Origin of the sequence: Aureimonas sp. AU4 (assembly GCF_001463765.1) — a bacterium.
In the GTDB taxonomy this organism is placed as follows: Bacteria; Pseudomonadota; Alphaproteobacteria; order Rhizobiales; family Rhizobiaceae; genus Aureimonas.
In genome coordinates this window covers 1-18,433 of the sequence record NZ_BBWK01000057.1, presented here as the reverse complement: position 1 = coordinate 18,433, position 18,433 = coordinate 1, and the positions used below count along the sequence as shown (strand labels likewise).

The 18,433-nt window shown below is 69.5% G+C and carries 20 protein-coding genes; 10 read left to right on the top strand and 10 right to left on the bottom strand.

The window, feature by feature from the left end:
- Positions 1-486, bottom strand: a 486-nt coding sequence (locus AUL35_RS16260) for a DMT family transporter (protein ID WP_156418037.1), incomplete at its 3' end; no start/stop codon positions are given.
- A 75-nt stretch (positions 487-561) separates the two neighbouring features.
- Positions 562-1,068: a hypothetical protein gene (locus AUL35_RS16255; protein WP_062016620.1), complete on the bottom strand. Its 507-nt coding sequence runs from the start codon at positions 1,066-1,068 to the stop codon at positions 562-564.
- Between the two features lie 127 nt (positions 1,069-1,195).
- Here AUL35_RS16255 and AUL35_RS16250 point away from each other — a divergent pair, with 127 nt between their 5' ends.
- The gene (locus AUL35_RS16250; RefSeq protein ID WP_062016618.1) at positions 1,196-2,032 is read left to right on the top strand and encodes a PhzF family phenazine biosynthesis protein; all 837 of its coding nucleotides are present in this window, start codon (positions 1,196-1,198) and stop codon (positions 2,030-2,032) included.
- On the opposite strand, the gene AUL35_RS16245 is transcribed toward AUL35_RS16250, so the two are convergent.
- Positions 2,029-2,796: a DUF3108 domain-containing protein gene (locus tag AUL35_RS16245; protein WP_062016616.1), complete on the bottom strand. Its 768-nt coding sequence runs from the start codon at positions 2,794-2,796 to the stop codon at positions 2,029-2,031. The genes AUL35_RS16250 and AUL35_RS16245 overlap by 4 nt on opposite strands.
- Before the next feature lie 232 nt (positions 2,797-3,028).
- Between AUL35_RS16245 and rpmB the strand changes: the two genes are divergently transcribed.
- Together rpmB and AUL35_RS16235 are read left to right on the top strand one after the other, a co-directional pair.
- The gene (gene rpmB, locus AUL35_RS16240) at positions 3,029-3,334 is read left to right on the top strand and encodes a 50S ribosomal protein L28 (protein ID WP_062016614.1); all 306 of its coding nucleotides are present in this window, start codon (positions 3,029-3,031) and stop codon (positions 3,332-3,334) included.
- 110 nt (positions 3,335-3,444) lie between these two features.
- A complete protein-coding gene (locus AUL35_RS16235) occupies positions 3,445-4,140 on the top strand; it encodes a queuosine precursor transporter (RefSeq protein WP_062016623.1) in 696 nt (231 codons plus the stop codon).
- On the opposite strand, the gene AUL35_RS16230 is transcribed toward AUL35_RS16235, so the two are convergent.
- The 4 genes from AUL35_RS16230 to AUL35_RS16215 form a co-directional block, all read right to left on the bottom strand.
- On the bottom strand, positions 4,110-5,129 hold the full coding sequence (locus AUL35_RS16230; RefSeq protein WP_062016612.1) for an esterase-like activity of phytase family protein: 1,020 nt from the start codon (positions 5,127-5,129) through the stop codon (positions 4,110-4,112). The two genes, AUL35_RS16235 and AUL35_RS16230, sit on opposite strands and share 31 nt — an antisense overlap.
- Positions 5,126-7,036 carry a cobaltochelatase subunit CobT gene (gene cobT / locus AUL35_RS16225; RefSeq protein ID WP_062016610.1) on the bottom strand — a complete coding sequence of 637 codons (1,911 nt, stop codon included), beginning with the start codon at positions 7,034-7,036 and terminating at the stop codon, positions 5,126-5,128. The genes AUL35_RS16230 and cobT overlap by 4 nt, the downstream gene beginning before the upstream one ends.
- Before the next feature lie 5 nt (positions 7,037-7,041).
- Complete coding sequence (gene cobS, locus AUL35_RS16220; RefSeq protein ID WP_062016622.1) at positions 7,042-8,028, bottom strand: cobaltochelatase subunit CobS; 987 nt, start codon at positions 8,026-8,028, stop codon at positions 7,042-7,044.
- Positions 8,029-8,118: 90 nt separating this feature from the next.
- Positions 8,119-8,730: a J domain-containing protein gene (locus AUL35_RS16215; protein WP_062016609.1), complete on the bottom strand. Its 612-nt coding sequence runs from the start codon at positions 8,728-8,730 to the stop codon at positions 8,119-8,121.
- 131 nt (positions 8,731-8,861) lie between these two features.
- Here AUL35_RS16215 and AUL35_RS16210 point away from each other — a divergent pair, with 131 nt between their 5' ends.
- Together AUL35_RS16210 and AUL35_RS16205 are read left to right on the top strand one after the other, a co-directional pair.
- A complete protein-coding gene (locus tag AUL35_RS16210; RefSeq protein ID WP_062016607.1) occupies positions 8,862-9,167 on the top strand; it encodes a BolA family transcriptional regulator in 306 nt (101 codons plus the stop codon).
- On the top strand, positions 9,164-9,862 hold the full coding sequence (locus AUL35_RS16205; protein ID WP_062016605.1) for a YoaK family protein: 699 nt from the start codon (positions 9,164-9,166) through the stop codon (positions 9,860-9,862). Before AUL35_RS16210 ends, AUL35_RS16205 begins: the two co-directional genes overlap by 4 nt.
- Here AUL35_RS16205 and aroB read toward each other — a convergent pair.
- Both aroB and AUL35_RS16195 read right to left on the bottom strand, forming a co-directional pair.
- The gene (gene aroB / locus AUL35_RS16200; protein WP_062016603.1) at positions 9,843-10,991 is read right to left on the bottom strand and encodes a 3-dehydroquinate synthase; all 1,149 of its coding nucleotides are present in this window, start codon (positions 10,989-10,991) and stop codon (positions 9,843-9,845) included. The two genes, AUL35_RS16205 and aroB, sit on opposite strands and share 20 nt — an antisense overlap.
- On the bottom strand, positions 10,988-11,581 hold the full coding sequence (locus AUL35_RS16195) for a shikimate kinase (RefSeq protein ID WP_062016601.1): 594 nt from the start codon (positions 11,579-11,581) through the stop codon (positions 10,988-10,990). The genes aroB and AUL35_RS16195 overlap by 4 nt, the downstream gene beginning before the upstream one ends.
- A gap of 187 nt (positions 11,582-11,768) precedes the next feature.
- On the opposite strand from AUL35_RS16195, the gene AUL35_RS16190 reads away from it, so the two are divergent.
- From AUL35_RS16190 to AUL35_RS16175, 4 genes are all read left to right on the top strand, one after another.
- On the top strand, positions 11,769-11,972 hold the full coding sequence (locus AUL35_RS16190) for a hypothetical protein (RefSeq protein ID WP_062016599.1): 204 nt from the start codon (positions 11,769-11,771) through the stop codon (positions 11,970-11,972).
- A 2-nt stretch (positions 11,973-11,974) separates the two neighbouring features.
- Positions 11,975-12,910 (top strand): site-specific tyrosine recombinase XerD, encoded by a 936-nt coding sequence (locus tag AUL35_RS16185; RefSeq protein ID WP_192847112.1) that lies wholly within the window; start codon positions 11,975-11,977, stop codon positions 12,908-12,910.
- A 163-nt stretch (positions 12,911-13,073) separates the two neighbouring features.
- Entirely contained in the window at positions 13,074-14,033 is a 960-nt protein-coding gene (locus tag AUL35_RS16180) for an acetyl-CoA carboxylase carboxyltransferase subunit alpha (protein ID WP_062016595.1), read from the top strand.
- Between the two features lie 181 nt (positions 14,034-14,214).
- Entirely contained in the window at positions 14,215-15,249 is a 1,035-nt protein-coding gene (locus tag AUL35_RS16175; protein WP_192847111.1) for a murein L,D-transpeptidase family protein, read from the top strand.
- A gap of 93 nt (positions 15,250-15,342) precedes the next feature.
- Here the strand turns inward: AUL35_RS16175 and secA are convergent, their stop codons facing one another.
- Positions 15,343-18,078, bottom strand: a complete 2,736-nt coding sequence (gene secA / locus AUL35_RS16170) for a preprotein translocase subunit SecA (RefSeq protein WP_062016591.1) — start codon at positions 18,076-18,078, stop codon at positions 15,343-15,345.
- A 113-nt stretch (positions 18,079-18,191) separates the two neighbouring features.
- On the opposite strand from secA, the gene AUL35_RS22785 reads away from it, so the two are divergent.
- A partial coding sequence (locus AUL35_RS22785; RefSeq protein ID WP_210168691.1) for a hypothetical protein occupies positions 18,192-18,433 on the top strand: 242 nt, incomplete at its 3' end.

Sequence of the window (18,433 nt, the reverse complement as noted above, 5' to 3'; positions counted from 1 at the left end):
CGAGTAGGCCGTCCAGGTGAGGGCGCAGACGCCCGCCAGTATGTATCCGAAGGCGTAGGAGCCGCTGAAGCCGGTTCCGCCGCCGCCCGTGATGATGAGCGCGGCGCCGCCGAGCCCGAGGACGGCGCCCGCGACATGGTACCATCGCAGGCGCTCGCCCGGCAGCAACGCGGAGCCGAAGACGATCAGGAGCGGCCAGAGGTAGGCGATGAGGCTCGCCTGCGCGGCGGGCGCGTTGCGCAGCGCCGCGAAATAGACCGCGTGGTAGCCGAAGAGGCCGCCGACACCGAGCAGCCAGACCGGGGCCGGCTGGCGCAGGGCGCGCCACGAGACGCCGCGCGCCAACAGCGCGCCGATGCCCACCAGCGTCCCGAGCGCGAAGGTCATGGCGGCGAGCTGGAACGGCGGCACGGAGCCCGAGCGCGCCGTCAGGAGCGCCAGCAGCGCCCACATCAGGATCGCCGAAAAACCCAGTGCCGTCGCCATCGCCGTCGCCCCCGTCCGCATGCGGTTCCGCCGGTAGCGGACGGGGGCGAAGCGGTCAAACGACCCGGCGGCGTTTCAGTGCGCCAAGGCCTTCGCGAGCTGCGCCTTCGTCATCTTGGAGCGGTTCGGAATGTCGCGCTTCCGGGCTTCGGCGTAGAGTTCGGCGCGCGTCCTGTCGTGTCCGCCGTCGTGGCGATCCTTGGCGGTCTTCTTTGCGACGTCGTCCGGCTGCGCCGAGAACTGCTGGCCCTTCTTCGTGTCGCGGCGCTTCTTCTCCGTGGTACGCCTGTACTCGGCGTCGGAGAGGTGTTCGCGCGCCTTCTTGGGCAGGTAGCGCTCGCCGGTCTCGCCGCTCTTCTTCCCGGACTTGGTACCCCACTCCTCCTCGCCCCACTGGTGGAGGCTGTTGTCCTCGCGCTTGGCGCCCTTGAAGCCGCCGCCTTCCTTCTTGTACTCGGCGGTCGCCATCTGCGCCTTGCGCGCGGACCACTGGCCGGCCTTGCCGCCCTTGGTGCCGTCCGTGACCTTCTTCTTCACCTTCTCCCAGAGCTGCGGGTTCGTATGCTCGGCTGTGGTGGACATGGATGTCGCTCCAGTGGGACCTTTGGCCGGCAAAACGTTCGCCGCGCGATTTGGCTGCGTGCGACGGGCCGACGCGGCCGCGCGGGTCTGCTAGGAGAGCGCATCATCCGGTTCGGGAGTGCGAGCGATGCGGCGGCGGTTCATCCAGTGCGACGTCTTCTCCGAGGTGCCGACGCGCGGCAACGGCCTGGCGGTCGTGCTCGACGGCAAAGGGCTGAGCGCGGAGGAGATGCAGCGCTTCGCGGTGTGGACCAACCTCGCGGAGACGACCTTTCTCCTGCCGCCGAGCGACCCGGCGTCCGCCGACTATGCCTTGCGCATCTTCACCACGACCCGCGAGCTGCCCTTCGCCGGCCACCCGACGCTCGGCTCCTGTGCCGCTTGGCTCCAGGCCGGCGGGCAGGCGGCGGAGCGGGGGATCGTGCGGCAGGAATGCGGCGTCGGCATCGTGCGGATCGACGTGTCGGGCAAGGTTCCCGCCTTCGTCGCCCCGCCGACGCGGGTCGAGCCGCTGGAGCCCGAACGCCTGAGGCAAGCGCTGGCGGCGCTGCGCATCGACCCGGCCGAGGTCGTGCGCTCGGCGCGCCTCGTCAATGGGCCCGTCTGGGAAGCCATCGAGCTGCGCAGCGCCGAGGCCGTGCTCGCCGCCGACCCGGCGGGGGCGAGCTTCCCGGAGGAGCGCGCGATCGGCCTGATCGGGCCGCATGCGTCCGGCGGCGACGCCGACTTCGAGGTGCGGATGATCGACATCTGGCATGGCATCAAGGAGGACCCTATCACCGGCTCGCTCAACGCCGCGCTCGCCTGCTGGCGTCAGGCGGAGGGACGGCTCGCCGGTCCCTATGTCGTCGCGCAGGGCACCCGCATCGGCCGGATCGGCCGCGTCCACGTGCGGCCGGAGGGCGCGGCGGTGATGATCGGCGGTGCGGTCAGCATCCTGATCGAGGGGACGTTGAAACTCTAGGGCTTGGCGAAGGTCGTGGCGGTCAGGGTCAGCGGTCCGACCTCGGTGGGAATGCGCACGTAGACGGGCGCGTAGATGCCGCTTCGGCCGGAGGGGGCGAACCAGATCTGGAGGGTCTTGTCGGCGAGATACTTCAGTCCCTTGGACGAGGTGCGGTAGCCCGAAACGGGGCGCACCCGGACATTGCAGACCACGGCCTCGCCCTCGAACCCGTCCGCGCGGAAGTCGTCCCGCCCGTTCGGCGAAAGCACGAGGTCGAGCCGCGACCAGCCATCGTAGAAGGGGACGGCGCCGGCGCACAGCTTGTTCGCGTCGGCGGGCTTCAGCATGAGGCCGCTCAAGGGGTCGACCACGCGGCGGAGCTGGGCGGGCGTGACGGCGACGAAGTCGACCGGCGGCGGATTGCGGATGGGCGGGGCGACCGTCGCGCTCAACGCTCGGCCGCGCTGGTAGCGCACATCCGACTTCCAGGCCTTGCCGTCGCTCGTGTAGTCGAGCCGGTAGCGCTCGGCCTCCAGGCGGTCGGGCCGGATCGAGCCGCTGACCGAGCTGGTCCCGCGCGTCGAGGAGACGAGTTCGGCCAGTCCCGCCGAGGAAAGAGTGCCCGAGACCTGATAGCGCTGCCCGTCGATGCGTGTCTTGAACTCGGCCCGTCCGACCGGAAGGCCGAGAAGCGAGATCCGGTAGACCGTCGTCACGGTCTCGGCCGCGGCAAGGGCAGGGCTCGCCGAAAGGAGGGCGAGAAGGGCGAGGAGGATGCGCATGGGTGGTCCTGGCACTCCGGTTGGCCCTGGCGGGCATGAAGGCACCATGCCCAAAAACGGAGGCGGGGATAAGGGCAAACACCGGGGACACGGGTCCCGCGTCTTGACGACGCGCCGGGCGGCGACTATAGCCAGCGTCGATTTTCCCGTATGCCATGGGGTGGATGATCGTGCCGGATCGCTTCGGCGGCGCGCCCCGAACGGCCGTATCGATAGTTGAAAGGACCCTCTCATGGCCCGCGTTTGCGAACTCACCGGCAAGGCCGTCATGTCCGGCAACAACGTCAGCCACGCGAACAACAAGACGCGTCGCCGCTTCCTGCCGAACCTGTGCAGCGTGACGCTGATCTCCGACGCGCTCGGCCAGCGTTTCCGCCTTCGCGTCAGCGCCCATGCGCTGCGCTCGGTCGAGCATCGCGGCGGCCTCGACGCCTTTCTCGCCAAGGCGAACGAGCAGGAGCTCTCGCAGCGCGCCCGTCTCCTGAAGCGCCAGATCGCCAAGAAGTCGGTCGAGCAGGTCGAGACCGTCGCCGCCTGATCGGCGCGACCGACCGCAGAAATCCTAGCAGCGCCGCCTCCGGGCGGCGTTGTTCGTTGGGGCCTTTCCCCGCTGGTGCCATCTCCCAGCCCAAAAAAATGGACGTCGATATGACCTTGTCCTCCCGCCGCCTCGTCGCGCCGGTGATCGCCATGACGATCATCGTGCTCCTGTCGAACATCGCCGTGCAGTTTCCGGTCCATGCAACCGTGGGATCGCTGGAACTGGCGAATCTTCTGACCTGGGGCGCCTTCGTCTATCCCTTCGCCTTCATCGTGACCGACGTGAACAACCGTGTCTTCGGGCCGGCGGTCGCGCGCCGGGTCGTGTATTCGGGCTTCGCGGCGGCGATCGTTTCCTCGATCGTCCTGCCGCCGATCCTCTACCGCATCGGCCTCGTGCCCTTCGAGACCGAACCCGGCCGCCTCCTGCGCATCGCGCTGGCGAGCGGCTCGGCCTTCCTGGCGGCGCAGCTCCTCGACATCCTCGTCTTCAACCGCCTGCGACGCCGCTCGTGGTGGAAGGCGCCGCTGGCCAGCGGCATCGCGGGGACGATCCTCGATACGGTGATCTTCTTCTCGATCGCCTTCGCGCCGCTGTTCCTGCTGCTGGGGCCGGGCGACGAGTTCGCGGCGCAGGGCGCGCCGCTGCTCGGCGTCTTGCCCGCCGACGTGCCGCGCTGGGTCTCGTGGGCGATAGGCGACTTCGGCGTGAAGCTCCTGATCGCCGTGTTCGGCCTCGTGCCCTACCGGATCGCGATCAACGCGATCCTGCCCTATCGCGACGCGCCGCCCGTCGCGGCCTGAGCGCCGGGCTCCAGCACGAACTCAAGATACAGGTTGCGCTGGAGGAAGGAGGCGTTGTCGTCCGACACAAGGCTGACGATCGTGCGGCCGTCCGCGTCGCGCCAGGCATCGATGCCTTCCATGTTGTCGATCTCGTTGCCGAGATCGGCCTCCATGATCACCGGCCCGTCCGCCACCGCGCCGGGCTTCAGTGCAGCGGCCGGCAGTCGGCGGATGCGCATGCCGATGCGCGTGAAGCCCTCGTAGCGCCGCTCCAGGAGGAGAAGGTCGCCGTCCGCCAGGAAGGCGCCATCGGTCACCGACCAGGGCGCCTCTCGCCGCACCGTGAAGAGCCCCTTCGAACCCCGCCCGAGGAACGCCGCGAGAAGGTTGCCGCTGGCGTCCACCGAGCGCTCCGACACGATCACCGTCTCGCCCGCGAGGGGAGAGCCGCGCGGCGCGACCGTGATGGTCTCGATTCCCTCGTTGCTTCGCAGCTCGCGTCGCGGGATCGGCAGGGCGACGGGTTCGGCCCGCGCGTCGAAGGGCGCGTCCGCTGGACGGAAGCGCTCGATGCGGTGGTTTCCCTCAAAGGAGACCAGCACCGTGTCGCCGTCGATCGCCAGACCCTCGGCGTCGGCCATGCCCTTGCGCGGCTGGGGCTGGCCCGCGCGCGACAGGATGGGGGAGATGCGTGCGTCCTCGATCCCGACGGGGCGGCCGTCCTCGTCGCGCCGGATGCGCCCGGCGAACCAGTATCCCGTGTCGGTCACGGTCAGAAAGGCGCGGCCGCCCTCGCGCATCCGGATCGAGGAGATGCCAGCCACGAGGCGGTTCGCGGGCGCGCGGTAGCTGAAGCCGCCGAGATAGGTGAAGGCGCCGAGGCGCGTCTCGGCCGAGCCGATGCGGAAGCGCTCGATCGGGCGCGTGGCGATCGACACTTCCTCGGCACGGGCCGGGGAAAGGAGAAGGAGCGCGGCGAGCGCCGCGCCCGAAAGCTGGCGTCTCACCGGCGGCCAGCCATCCGCCGCCGGCGAACGCCGCCCGTCTGCCCGCCCTCGTCCTCGAAAAGGGCGGCGAGCTGCTCGGTCATGGCACCCGCCAGTTCCTCGGCATCGGACAGCGTGACGGCGCGGCGATAGTAGCGCGTCACGTCGTGGCCGATGCCGATGGCGAGCAGCTCGATCGGCGAGCGGTTCTCGATCTCGTCGATAACCGCGCGCAGGTGGCGCTCCAGGTAGTTGCCCGGGTTCACCGAGAGGGTCGAGTCGTCCACCGGCGCGCCGTCCGAGATCATCATCAGGATGCGCCGCTGCTCGGGCCGGCCGAGCAGGCGGTTGTGCGCCCAGATCAGCGCCTCGCCGTCGATGTTCTCCTTGAGCAGCCCCTCGCGCATCATCAGCCCGAGGTTGCGCCGGGCCCGGCGCCAGGGCGCGTCGGCCGACTTGTAGATGATGTGCCGGATGTCGTTGAGGCGGCCGGGGCGCTGCGGCTTTCCGGCCTTCAGCCACGCCTCGCGCGACTGGCCGCCCTTCCAGGCGCGGGTCGTGAAGCCCAGCACCTCGACCTTCACGCCGCAGCGCTCCAGCGTGCGGGCGAGGATGTCGGCGCAGGTCGCCGCGACCGTGATCGGGCGACCGCGCATCGAGCCCGAATTGTCGATCAGGAGCGTGACGATCGTGTCGCGGAAGTCGGTGTCGCGCTCCATCTTGAAGGAGAGCGGCTGGAGCGGATCGGTGACGAGGCGCGTCAGGCGCGCCGTGTCGAGATAGCCCTCTTCGAGGTCGAAGTCCCAGGCGCGGTTCTGCTGCGCCATGAGGCGGCGCTGCAGTCGGTTGGCGAGGCGGCCGACGGCGCCCTGCAGCGTCGAGAGCTGCTTGTCGAGAAAGGCGCGCAGGCGGTCGAGCTCGGCCTCGTCGCAGAGCTCCTCGGCGCCCACGATCTCGTCGAAGCCTTCCGTAAAGACGCGATAGTCGGTGTCTCCGATCTCCTTGGGCAGCGCCTGGTTCGGGCGGCGCGACTCGCCGGGCGTCTCGGAGTCGGGCTCGTCGTCATCGACGGGATCGTCGGCGGTGACCTCGGAGGTCTCGGCCTCGGCCGTTTCCTCGGACTCGGACTGCGTCTCGGACTCTTCGGCCTGCGCCTCCTCGGAGCCGGCATCCTTCTCGGATCCGTCCTCCTCGTTGTCGCGGGTCTGGTTGTCGCCGGCCTCCTCGGACTGGTCGTCCTCGTCGTCGGACGCCTCGTCGGACAGCTCTTCCGCCATCTCCATGGAGACGAGCATGTCGCGCAGCGCGCGGGCGAAGAGGCGCTGGTCCTCGACCGTCTCGCCCAACCGGTCGAGCTTGTCGCCGGCCTTCCCCTCGATCCAGTCGCGCCAGACGTCGACCAGCGCTTCGGCGCTCTTGGGGATCGGGCGGCCGGTCAGGCGCTCGCGCACCATCAGGGCGACGGCGTCCTCGAGCGGCGCCTCGGCGCGGTCGGTCACTTCGGAGAGGTTGGAGCGGAAGTACTTGTCCTCCAGCATCACCGCGAGGTTGTCGGCGACGCCGACCATCGCGTTGGCGCCGATCGCCTCGCAGCGCGCCTGCTCCACCGCGTCGAACACGGCACGTGCGCCGCGCCCGTCGGGCGAGAGGGTCGCGTGGATGCGGGCGTCGTGGCGCGCACGGCGCAGCGCCATCGCGTCCGACAGGCCGCGCACGACCGCTACGTCCTGCCCGCTCGCGCGCTTCGGCAACTCGGGCAGACGCGCGCGCGTGCCGGTGATGCCCGGTCGCTCGTTGCCGTAGGCGACCTCGAGCTCGGACTCGCCCGCGATCGCGCGCATGCAGCCCGCCACCGCGCGGCGGAAGGGCTCGCGATCCTGCGTCTTCGGCTTGGAAGACTTGACCGAGTTGTCGCCGACGCGTGCCATCGTGGTCAGTCGAGAACGATGTTGGCCGCCGACTCGGGCAGTTCCTCGCCGAACGCGCGCTGGTAGAACTCGGCCACCAGCGGGCGCTCGAGTTCGTCGCACTTGTTGAGGAAGGTGAGGCGGAACGAGAAGCCGATGTCGCCGAAGATCTCGGCGTTCTCGGCCCAGGTGATGACCGTGCGCGGGCTCATCACGGTGGACAGGTCACCGTTCACGAAGGCCGAGCGCGTAAGGTCGGCGACGCGCACCATCTTGGAGACCTGCGCGCGGCCCTCCTTGGTCTGGAAGTGCTTGGCCTTGGCCAGGACGATGCCGACCTCGTCGTCGTGCGGCAGGTAGTTCAGGGTCGTGACGATGGACCAGCGGTCCATCTGCGCCTGGTTGATCTGCTGCGTGCCGTGATAGAGGCCGGTCGTGTCGCCGAGGCCCACCGTGTTGGCGGTGGCGAACATGCGGAAGGCGGGGTGCGGGCGCACCACGCGGCTCTGGTCGAGCAGCGTCAGGCGGCCCGATGACTCCAGCACGCGCTGGATCACGAACATCACGTCCGGCCGGCCGGCGTCGTACTCGTCGAAGACCAGCGCCACGTTGTTCTGGTAGGCCCAGGGCAGGATGCCGTCGCGAAATTCCGTTACCTGCAGCCCGTCGCGCACCGTGATCGCGTCCTTGCCGACGAGGTCGATGCGGCTGACATGGCTGTCGAGGTTGACGCGCACGCAGGGCCAGTTGAGGCGGGCGGCGACCTGCTCGATATGGGTCGACTTGCCGGTGCCGTGGTAGCCCGACACCATGACGCGGCGGTTGCGGGCAAAGCCCGCCAGGATCGCCAGCGTCGTCTGCTTGTCGAAGAGATAGTCGGGATCGATCTCGGGAACGTGCGGGTCGGTGCGGGAGAAGGCCGGAACCTTCATCGTGCTGTCGAACCCGAAGGTCTCGCGGACGGACACCATGGCATCGGGAAGCCCTGCCATTTCCACTTCCGCTGCGCTCATCATACCTCCTGAGGCGCGGGGAGGGGAGTTGCCCACGCGCCGTGACTCGTGTCGCCGGCCCCGCTCATGCCGAGCCGGACCCCGGCGGGATTAGCAGAAGCCCGACTGCTTCAAAAGCTTGTAGGCCTGAATGACCTCGCGCAGGCGGTCCTCGGACCCCCGGTCGCCGCCGTTCGCGTCGGGATGATACTGCTTCACCAGTGCCTTGTAGCGCAGGCGGATGGTTTCGCCACCCGCGTTGACCGGAACGCCCAGGGTTTCCAGCGCCTTGGTCTCGAGCGTGCGCGGCTTGCGCGCGGCCGCCGGAGCGGCGGCCTCGCCCTCGCCGAACAGGCCGAAGCTGTCGCGCGCCTTGCCGTTCCAGCGGCGGGGGCGGCCGCTCGGCTTGGTGGACGGCATGGCGCCGGACGAGTTCGACCCCATGGTCCATGTCGGCCGGTGGCCGGTCAGGGAGTCCTTGAGATACTTCTGGATGTCGTCGTCGCCGAGGCCCGAGAAATAATTGTAGCTCTTGTTGTAGAGCCGCACGTGGTCGACGCAGAAATGGAGGTACTGACCCTCGTGGTCGCGGCCGCGCGGCGCCTTGTGGACACCGGGCTCGTCGCAGCCTTCCCAGCAGCAGACGGGCGCGCGAACCTTCTCCGCGGCCTGCCGGTCGGGGCGCACGCGGATCTTGTCGAAGTATTTGCTGTCGAGCTTCATCACGCCCCGATTATGGGGCTCACGCAAACCCCGAACAAGAATTGACAGATCCGAAAACGCGGCCACAACACCTCCGCTCCAGCCTGCCCGCGTCGACCCGTCGCGGCGGCACGAGATGCGGGGAACGAACCATGTCGACCAAGAGCCGGATCGAGGACGCGCTGCGCGGGGCGCTTGAGCCCGTGGCGCTGGAGGTGATCGACGAAAGCCATCTCCACGCGGGCCACCACCACGAGGGCAGCGACCATCACGCGAGCTTCGACGGCTCGGGCGAGACGCATTTCCGCGTGCGCATCGTCTCGGCGGCGTTCTATGGCGAGAGCCGCGTGGCGCGCCATCGCCGCGTGAACGCGCTTCTGGCGGGCGAGCTGGCGGGCGGTGTCCATGCGCTCGCCATCGAGGCCAGCGCGCCGGGCGAGCCGACCCGGCGGGGATGAGGACGAGCGCGCGACGCCGCCGCGAGGCGCGGGGCCGCCGCCGGCTCGCCGAGGGCTTCGTCGCCGCGCTCTCGTTTCTCGCGGGGCTCACCGACGCGATCGGCTTCCTGCTCGCGGGCGAATACGTCTCCTTCATGAGCGGCAACACGACGAACCTTGCGGTCGCGATCGGCGAAGGGCATCTGGCCGCGCTCGCCCGCGGGGCGCTGGTCATCGTTCTCTTCGTAGCCGGCAACGCTTTGAGCGCATTCGTCATGGCGTTCACCGGCGGGCGTCAGGCCGTGCTGCTTCTTCTGGTCGCGGGCTGCGCCCTCGTGCCGGCCGGGTTCGAGGCGCCGGTGCGGGGCATTCCGGCCTTCGTCTTCGCCATGGGTCTGCTGAACGGGGCGATGGACCAGGTGGAGGGGCGCGGCGTCGGCCTCACCTACGTGACCGGAGCGCTGACGCGCATCGGCCGGGGCATCGGCCGCCGGCTTCTCGGCGACCGCTCCGATGGCTGGCATCTCCAGGTCTGGCCCTGGCTCGGCGTGCTTGCGGGCGGGCTGGCCGGCGCGCTGGCCTTCGCGAACGCGCTTCCCGGCGCGATCCTGCTGCCGGCGATCCTCGCGGCCTTCCTTGCGATCGTGGCCGACGCGATTCCCCCGACCTGGCGCCGACGCTATCTCGCGCTGCCGGTCAGGCCGGAACGGCGCTGAGCTCGTCGGCGAGGAAGGCGGCGACCGCGGCCGGCTCGACGTCGCGCGCGACGAAGGCCCGGCCGATGCCGCGCGTCAGGATGAAGGTTAGGCTGCCGCGCTGCACCTTCTTGTCCTGCGCGATCTTGCCCATCAGCTCGTCCGCCGAGAAGCCGCCCCCCGCGATCTCGCCGATCGTGGTCGGCAAGCCCACGGCGCGCAGGTGCGCCACGGCTCGCCGGGTCTCGTCTGCCGGGCAGAGGCCGAGACGCGTCGAGAAGCGGTGCGCGAGCGCCATGCCGATCGACACGGCCTCGCCGTGGACGAGGCGCGCGGGATCGTAGCGGGCCGCCGATTCCAGCGCGTGGCCGAACGTGTGGCCGAGATTGAGGAGCGCCCGCGCGCCGTCCTCGCGCTCGTCGCCCGCAACGACCGCCGCCTTGGCCTCGCAGCTGACGGTGACCGCCTCGGCCCGGCCCGGCCCCGCGAAGACGATGCGCCAGTTCTCCTCCAGCCAGTTGAAGAAGTCCGGCCTGTCGATCAGCCCGTATTTGGCGACCTCAGCGTAGCCGGCGCGGAACTCGCGCTCGCTCAGGGTCTCGAGAAGGGCCGTGTCGGCGATCACCAGCGAGGGCTGGTGGAAGACGCCGACGAGGTTCTTGCCGCGCGGCGAGTTGATGCCGGTCTTGCCGCCGACCGAGGAATCGACCTGCGCCAGCAGCGAGGTCGGCACCTGGACGAGCCTCATGCCGCGCCGAACGATGCCGGCCGCAAAACCCGTGAGGTCGCCGACGACGCCCCCGCCCAGCGCCACCAGCGCGTCGCCGCGCTCGAGGCGTTCGGCGATCGCCCGGTCGACGAGGCGCTCCAGCTCCGAGAAGCGTTTGGTGGTCTCGCCGGCCGGAACCTCGTGAAGCGCAGCGTCCACGCCCGCCCGCTCCAGGGAGGCGAGAAGGGCGGGCGCGTGAAGCGGAGCCACCGTCTCGTCGGCGACGACCAGAGCGCGCGCGCCGGGCAGGCGGCGCGCCATCTCCTCGCCCGCCGAGGCCAGAAGGCCGGCGCCGATCAGGATGGCGTAGGACCGCTCGCCGAGCTCGACCCGGACGGTGCGGGCGCCACCCTCGACGACGGCGGAGGAAAGCGTGCTCATGGAAGGGCGACCTTGACGCGGCGATTCTGTTGGGCGGCGAGCGCATCCACGATCTCGCGCACGATCTGCTCGCGCCGGACGTTGCGCGACTCGACGTGGATGTCGGCCTCCGCATAGACCGGATAGCGCCGCTCCATGAGCTGCAGCATGGTCTGGCGCGGATCGGCGGTCTGGAGGAGCGGCCGGGTCGGGCGCTTCAGGACGCGGTCCATGAGGACGTCGAGCTCGGCGCGCAGCCAGACCGTGACGGCCCGCTCGCGCAGGAGTTGACGCGTCGCCTCGTTCATGAAGGCGCCCCCGCCCGTGGCGACGACCTGCGAGCCTCCCTCCACGAGCCGCGCCACGACCCGCGCCTCCAGCGCCCGGAACTCCGGCTCGCCATAGGCGGCGAAGAGCTCGGCGACGCTCATGCGCGAGGCCGCCTCGATCTCGTTGTCGGTGTCGACGAAGGAGAGGTCCAGCGCCTGCGCGAGCCGCCGGCCGACGGTGGTCTTGCCGGCTCCCATCAGGCCGACCAGCACCACGGGGCGGCTGCCGAGACGCTCCAGGGCTTGGGCGATCGAATGGGCTGGCGCGTCGGTTTCGGTCATGGTCTCGCGAGGGGACACGGGTGCCGGGTTCTGTCGCGCAACTCGCCGGGTGGGTCAAGCGAGCGATCCGCGCACCGCCACCGCGCAATCCGCCTTGGCTCGGGCCGGCGGCATCCCTACAATCGCGGCGGGACGCAAGAAGACCCGGCTCGGCCGGGTCGCCACAGGGAACGAGTTTCACCCATCCATGCCCACCCTGGTCCGTCTCGTCACGGTGCTGGCCCTGATCGCCGGAACCGTCCTGGCTGTCATGGCCGCGCTCGTGACCTTCGTGGAGCCCGTGCGCGTGCCCGTGTCGGTCGAGGTTCCCGTGCCGGGCCTGCAGGCGCCGACGCCCGCCGCCTCCGCGCCGGCTGAGGAGCCGGCGCCAGAGGCCGAGCCTGCGCCATGAGCGTGCCCGACTTCGCCCGCATCGAGAGCTTTCTGGAGATGATGGCGGTGGAGCGGGGCGCCAGCGACAACACGCTCGCCGCCTACCGACGCGACCTCGACGACGCGCGCGGCTTCCTCGGCGGATCGACCGGCCTGGGCGACGCCGACACCGAGGCGCTGCGCCGCTACATGGCCCATCTGGAGGCGACGGGCCTCGCCCCTGCCAGCCGGCAGCGCCGGCTCTCGGCGCTGCGCCAGTTCTTCAAGTTCCTGTATGCGGAAGGGCAGCGCGGCGACGATCCGAGCGGCCCGATCGAGGGCGCCAAGCGCGCCCGGCCGCTGCCCAAGATCCTGTCGGAGGCGGAGGTCGACCGCCTGCTGGACACCGCGGCGACGGCGGCCGAGGACGCCTCGCTGGAGGGCGGAGCGCGGCTGCGCGCCCGGCGCATGCTGGCGCTGGTCGAGATTCTCTACGCGACGGGCCTTCGCGTCTCCGAGCTCGTGTCGCTGCCCCGCTCGGTGCTGCGCTCGCGCGGCCGCGTGATCGTGGTGCGCGGCAAGGGCGACAAGGAGCGCATGGTGCCGATCGGCGAGCGGGCGCGCGACGCGCTCGCCTCCTTCGGAGAGGCGATGGCGGGCCGGGCAGAGGCCGCCGGCAGTCCCTGGCTGTTTCCCGCGCTGTCCGAATCGGGACACGTGACCCGCCAGAGCTTCGCGCGCGATCTCAAGGTCCTGGCAGGCCGCGCGGGCCTGTCGCCGGCGCGCGTGTCGCCCCACGTCCTTCGCCACGCCTTCGCGAGCCATCTCCTCCAGAACGGCGCGGACCTGCGCAGCGTGCAGGAGCTTCTCGGCCACGCCGACATCGGCACGACGCAGATCTACACGCACGTCCTCGAAGAGCGCCTGATGCGCCTTGTGACCGACCACCATCCGCTGTCCCAGCTCGCCGAGGAGTAGGGCTTTCTTGACAAGGGAAGGGCGGATCGCCAGTTTGCCGCTCCGAACGAAGACCTCAACGGAACCGGCGGCGCCTTCCGGCCGACCGCCGCGCTTCACCAGCGGAAGCCGGCGGCGATCGCGGCGCCGGCCCTGAAGGACGGCCCTTAGGCGCCGCGGCTGGATGCACAACTATCTCGACTTCGAAAAACCCGTCGCCGATCTCGACAGCCAGATCATCGAGCTGAAGCGCATCGGCGGCGACGAGAACAGTCTCGACGTTTCGGAGGACATCCAGAGGCTGGAGACCCGCTCGCGCGACGCGCTGGCCGAGCTCTACCGCAAGCTCAGCCCCTGGCAGAAGACGCAGGTCGCCCGCCACGCCGACCGCCCGCACTGCGTCGACTATCTCGCGCGCCTCGTCACGGACTTCACGCCGCTCGCCGGCGACCGCTACTTTGCCGAGGACCATGCGATCATCGCCGGCTTCGGCCGCTTCCGGGGCCAGTCGGTCGCCGTGGTCGGGCAGGAGAAGGGCGACGATACCCAGACCCGCCTCAAGCACAATTTCGGCATGGCGCGCCCCGAGGGTTATCGCAAGGCCGTGCGCGTCATGGACATGGCCGAGCGTTTCGGCATTCCGGTCGTGACGCTGGTGGACACGGCCGGCGCCTATCCCGGCCTCGGCGCCGAGGAACGGGGCCAGGCCGAGGCGATCGCACGCTCGACGCAGAAGTGCCTGTCGCTACGCGTGCCGCTGGTGGCGCTCGTGATCGGCGAGGGCGGCTCGGGCGGCGCGATCGCGATCGCCGCCGCCAACCGCGTCCTGATGCTGGAGCACGCGATCTACTCGGTGATCTCGCCGGAAGCGGGCGCCTCGATCCTGTGGCACGATTCGGCCCGCGCCAAGGACGTGGCCCAGGCCATGAAGATCACCGCGCAGGACCTCAAGGGCTTCGGCGTGATCGACGAGATCATCGAGGAGCCGCTGGGCGGTGCCCATCGCGACCCGACCGTCACGATCGACCGCGCGGGCGACCGCATCGCCGCAGCGCTGGCCGACTTGTCCCCGCTGTCGGGCGACGCCCTGCGTCAGGAACGGCGCGAGAAGTTCCTCTCCATCGGACGCGACCTGAAGGTCTGACCGGCGCCCGACATCCGGCCGCCAGCTCCGCGTCAGCGCCCGAATTGAAAAATTGCCCCGTTTCGTTTACGGGTTGATAACCGTGCGGGCGTCAGAACGGGATCTGGTGGTCCGCCGCATCGGTCGATTCCGGGGCGGGCCTTGCGCTGAGGGTCTCGTCCGCATGGGGGCTTCGAGGGGAATGACCATACGCCGCGCTGTCGCGATGGCTGTCCTGGCCAGCGGGCTCATGGCCCTGTCGGCATGTCAGAAGGGCGCCGGCATCGAAGACCTTCTCGGCCCCAACGCACCCCTGCCGCCCAGCCTCGTCAAGCTCATCAAGACGGGCGAGATGGGCGAGAACTCGCCGATCCTGCTGCGCCTCTACAAGGAGGAATCGGAGCTCGAGGTCTGGAAGCAGAAGACCGACGGCACCTTCGCGCTCCTGAAGACCTACCCGATCTGCGCCTGGTCCGGAAAGCTCGGACCCAAGAAGGTCGAGGGAGACCGTCAGGCGCCGGAGGGTTTCTACAACATCGGTCCCGGCTCGCTGAACCCGGAGTCGAGCTACCATCTCGCCTTCGACATCGGCTATCCCAACGCCTACGACAAGGCCAACGGCTTCACGGGCCAGCACCTCATGGTGCATGGCTCGTGCAACTCGTCGGGCTGCTACGCGATGGACGACAAGCAGGTCGAGGAGCTCTACGCGCTCGCCCGGCACGCCTTCCAGGGAGGGCAGCGCGAGTTCCAGTTCCAGGCGATGCCCTTCCGCATGACGCCGCAGAACATGGCGCGGCATTCCAACTCCGAGCACTACGCCTTCTGGCGCATGTTGAAGGAGGGCTCCGACCGCTTCGACCTGACGCACCGGCCGGTGGCCGTGGGCGTGTGCGAGAAGCGCTACGTCTTCGACGCCCAGCTCTCCGACGGGCGCACGCTGACCCCCACCGGCGAGTGCCCGGCGGTCGCCGAGCCCGCGGAGCTCGTCGCCAAACGCCAGGCCGACGAGGCGCTGGAGAAGCAGATCGCCGCCACCATGACGCCGGACCAGTTCGCCGTCGTTCCGAACCTCGTCTACAAGACCGGCCAGCCGATCTCGGCCGAGGCCTATGCCGCCGAGCAGCACCGCCGCGCGGGCTATGACCGCGAGGGCAAGCCGCTGGGCAACGCGCGCACCTCGATGTTCAAGAACCTCCTGCAGAAGCGCGACGCGACGGAGCGCGAGCGGGACTGATCCTGCCGCCCGCCGGCTAGACCGCACGAAAGAAAGGCCCGGTCGCGCGAGCGACCGGGCCTTCGTGGTTTCCAGGCGGAAGCCCGGACCGCCTCAGGCGATCTGAGCGTAGGCGCCGTGGCAGTGCTTGAACTTCTTGCCCGAGCCGCAGGGACAGGGCTCGTTGCGGCTGACCTCGCCCCAGGTCTCCGGGTGCTCCGGGTCGCGCTGCAGCGGGTCGGTGCCGGCGGGATTGAAGTCCGCCGTTAGGCGCTCGCCGCCATGGCCGAACTCGTCCTCGCCGGTCGTGGCATCGAGGTGGTGAGCCTGCATGAAGGGCAGGGGAGTCTCGGCGACGGGCTCGGGCCGCACCAGCTCGACGCGCGTCAGCTGCTGGGTCGTGCGCTCGCGCAGATGGTCGAGCATGGTCTGGAAGAGCTCGAAGGCCTCCGACTTGTACTCGTTCAGCGGATCGCGCTGCGCATAGCCGCGGAAGCCGACCGCCGAGCGCAGGTGGTCGAGGTTGACCAGGTGCTCGCGCCAGAGGGCGTCGATCGTCTGGAGCACGACCGAGCGCTCGATGTAGCGCATGACGTCCTTGCCGAAGCGCTCCTCCTTGTCGGCCGCCGCCTTGTCGGAAGCTTCCAGGATGCGCTTGCGGATGTCGGCGTCGTCGATGCCTTCTTCCGCCGCCCATTCGGCGATCGGCAGGTCGAGGTTCAGATGCTCGCGGATCTCCTCGGTGAGCGCCGCCGTCTCCCACTGCTCGGGATAGGCCCGCTCGGGCATGCGGCGGGCCACCAGCGTCTCGATCAGCTCGTGCCGCATGTCGGTGACGGTCTCGTCGAGCGACTCGGCGTCCATCAGCTCGAGCCGCTGCTCGAAGATGACCTTGCGCTGGTCGTTCATGACGTCGTCGTATTTCAGAAGATTCTTGCGGATGTCGAAGTTGCGCGCCTCGACCTTCTTCTGAGCCTTCTCCAGCGCCTTGTTGATCCAGGGGTGGATGATCGCCTCGTCCTCCTGGAGACCGAGGCGCGTCAGCATCGCGTCCATGCGGTCGGACCCGAAGATGCGCATCAGGTCGTCCTGGAGCGACAGGTAGAACTTCGACAGGCCCGGGTCGCCCTGACGGCCCGAGCGCCCGCGCAGCTGGTTGTCGATGCGCCGCGACTCGTGGCGCTCCGTCGCCAGGACGTAGAGGCCGCCGACGGCGAGCGCCTCTTCCTTCAGCTTCTGAACGTCGGCGCGGATCCTGGCGATCGCCTCGTCGCGCTCGGGACCCTCGGGGGTCTCGGCGAGCTCGTGCTCGACCCGCATCTCCCAGTTGCCGCCGAGCTGGATGTCGGTGCCGCGGCCCGCCATGTTGGTGGCGATCGTGACGGCGCCCGGCACGCCGGCCTGGGCGACGATGTAGGCTTCCTGCTCGTGGTAGCGGGCGTTGAGGACCTGGAAGCCCTTGAGGCCGCTCTGGCGCAGCCGCTCGGCCAGCATCTCCGACTTCTCGATCGAGGTCGTGCCGACGAGAATCGGCTGGCGCCGCTCGGCCGCCGCGGTGATCTCCTTGACGATCGCGCGGTACTTCTCTTCCGCCGTCCGGTAGACCTCGTCGTCCTCGTCCTTGCGCATGATCGGCAGGTTCGTCGGAATCTCGACGACGTCGAGCTTGTAGATGTCGCCGAACTCGGCGGCTTCCGTGTTGGCCGTGCCGGTCATGCCGGCGAGCTTGCCGTACATGCGGAAGTAGTTCTGGAAGGTGATCGAGGCGAGAGTCTGGTTCTCGGGCTGGACGGTGACGCCCTCCTTGGCCTCGAGCGCCTGATGCAGCCCTTCCGAGAAGCGGCGACCCGGCATCATGCGGCCGGTGAACTCGTCGATGATGACGATCTCGTCGCCCCGGACGATGTAGTCCTTGTCGCGATGGAAGAGCTTGTGGGCCTTCAGCGCGTTGTTGACGTGGTGGACGATCGTGACGTTCTCGATGTCGTAGAGCGAGGGGCCGTGCAGGTGGCCGGCGGCCTCCAGCATGCGCTCCAGCTTTTCCGTGCCGTCCTCGGTGAAGGAGACCTGGCGCTGCTTCTCGTCGACCTCGTAGTCCTCGGCCGAGAGCTGCGGAATGAAGCTGTCGATCGTGCGGTAGAGGTCGGAACGGTCATCGAGCGGCCCCGAGATGATGAGCGGGGTGCGCGCCTCGTCGATCAGGATCGAGTCCACCTCGTCGACCAGCGCGAAGTGATGGCCGCGCTGGACCATCTGCTCGCGCTCGTACTTCATGTTGTCGCGAAGGTAGTCGAAGCCGAGCTCGTTGTTGGTCGCGTAGGTGATGTCGCAAGCGTAGGCGTCGCGACGCTGGTCGTCGGACAGGCCGTGCGTGATGACGCCGACGGTGAGGCCGAGGAAGTTGTAGACGCGACCCATCTGGGCTGAGTCGCGCGTGGCGAGGTAGTCGTTCACGGTGACGACGTGGACGCCCTTGCCCTCGAGCGCCGAAAGGTAGACCGGCAGCGTGCCGACCAGCGTCTTGCCCTCGCCCGTTCGCATCTCGGCGATCGCGCCGTTCGACAGGACCATGCCGCCGATCATCTGGACGTCGAAGTGGCGCAGGCCCAGCGTTCGCCTGGCGGCCTCGCGCACGGTGGCGAAGGCGGGCACCATCAGGTCGTCGATCGTCTTGCCGGCGGCCAGCGCCTCTCGGAACTGACGGGTGCGGTCGCGCAGAGCGTCGTCGCTCAGGGCCGCGAGCTCGGGCTCGAGAGCGGCCACGTCCCGAACGGCTGCGTCGTACTTGCGAACGCGGCGCGTGTTGCTCGAACCGAGCAGCTTGCGGGCAAGGCCGCCGAAACTCACCATGCCGAATGTCCTTCCCAGGAAAGTTCGCGTCTGGCGCGCTGTGCGCGCCGCCGTCCGTCGCCCGTGCCGAAACGGCGTCATCCGGGGGATGCGCGACTGGACTTCCAGAACGCGTGAGAGATAAGAGCCCCCCCGAGGGATGTCAACGTGCCGCGCCCGCGTGCGCCGGCCCTCAAAACACCGCAAAGCCGGGTCTTTCCGGTACGTGGAACCCGCTTGAAGCCGTGCACCGGCTCCCTTCCAACTTTCCCCTGTATCGAGAGGCGTTTGGCATGAACCTGAAGCTTTCCCTGCGGCTCGCCGCGTCGGTCGCGGCGCTGGCTGCGCTGAGCTGCGGATCGGCCCTGGCGCAGGA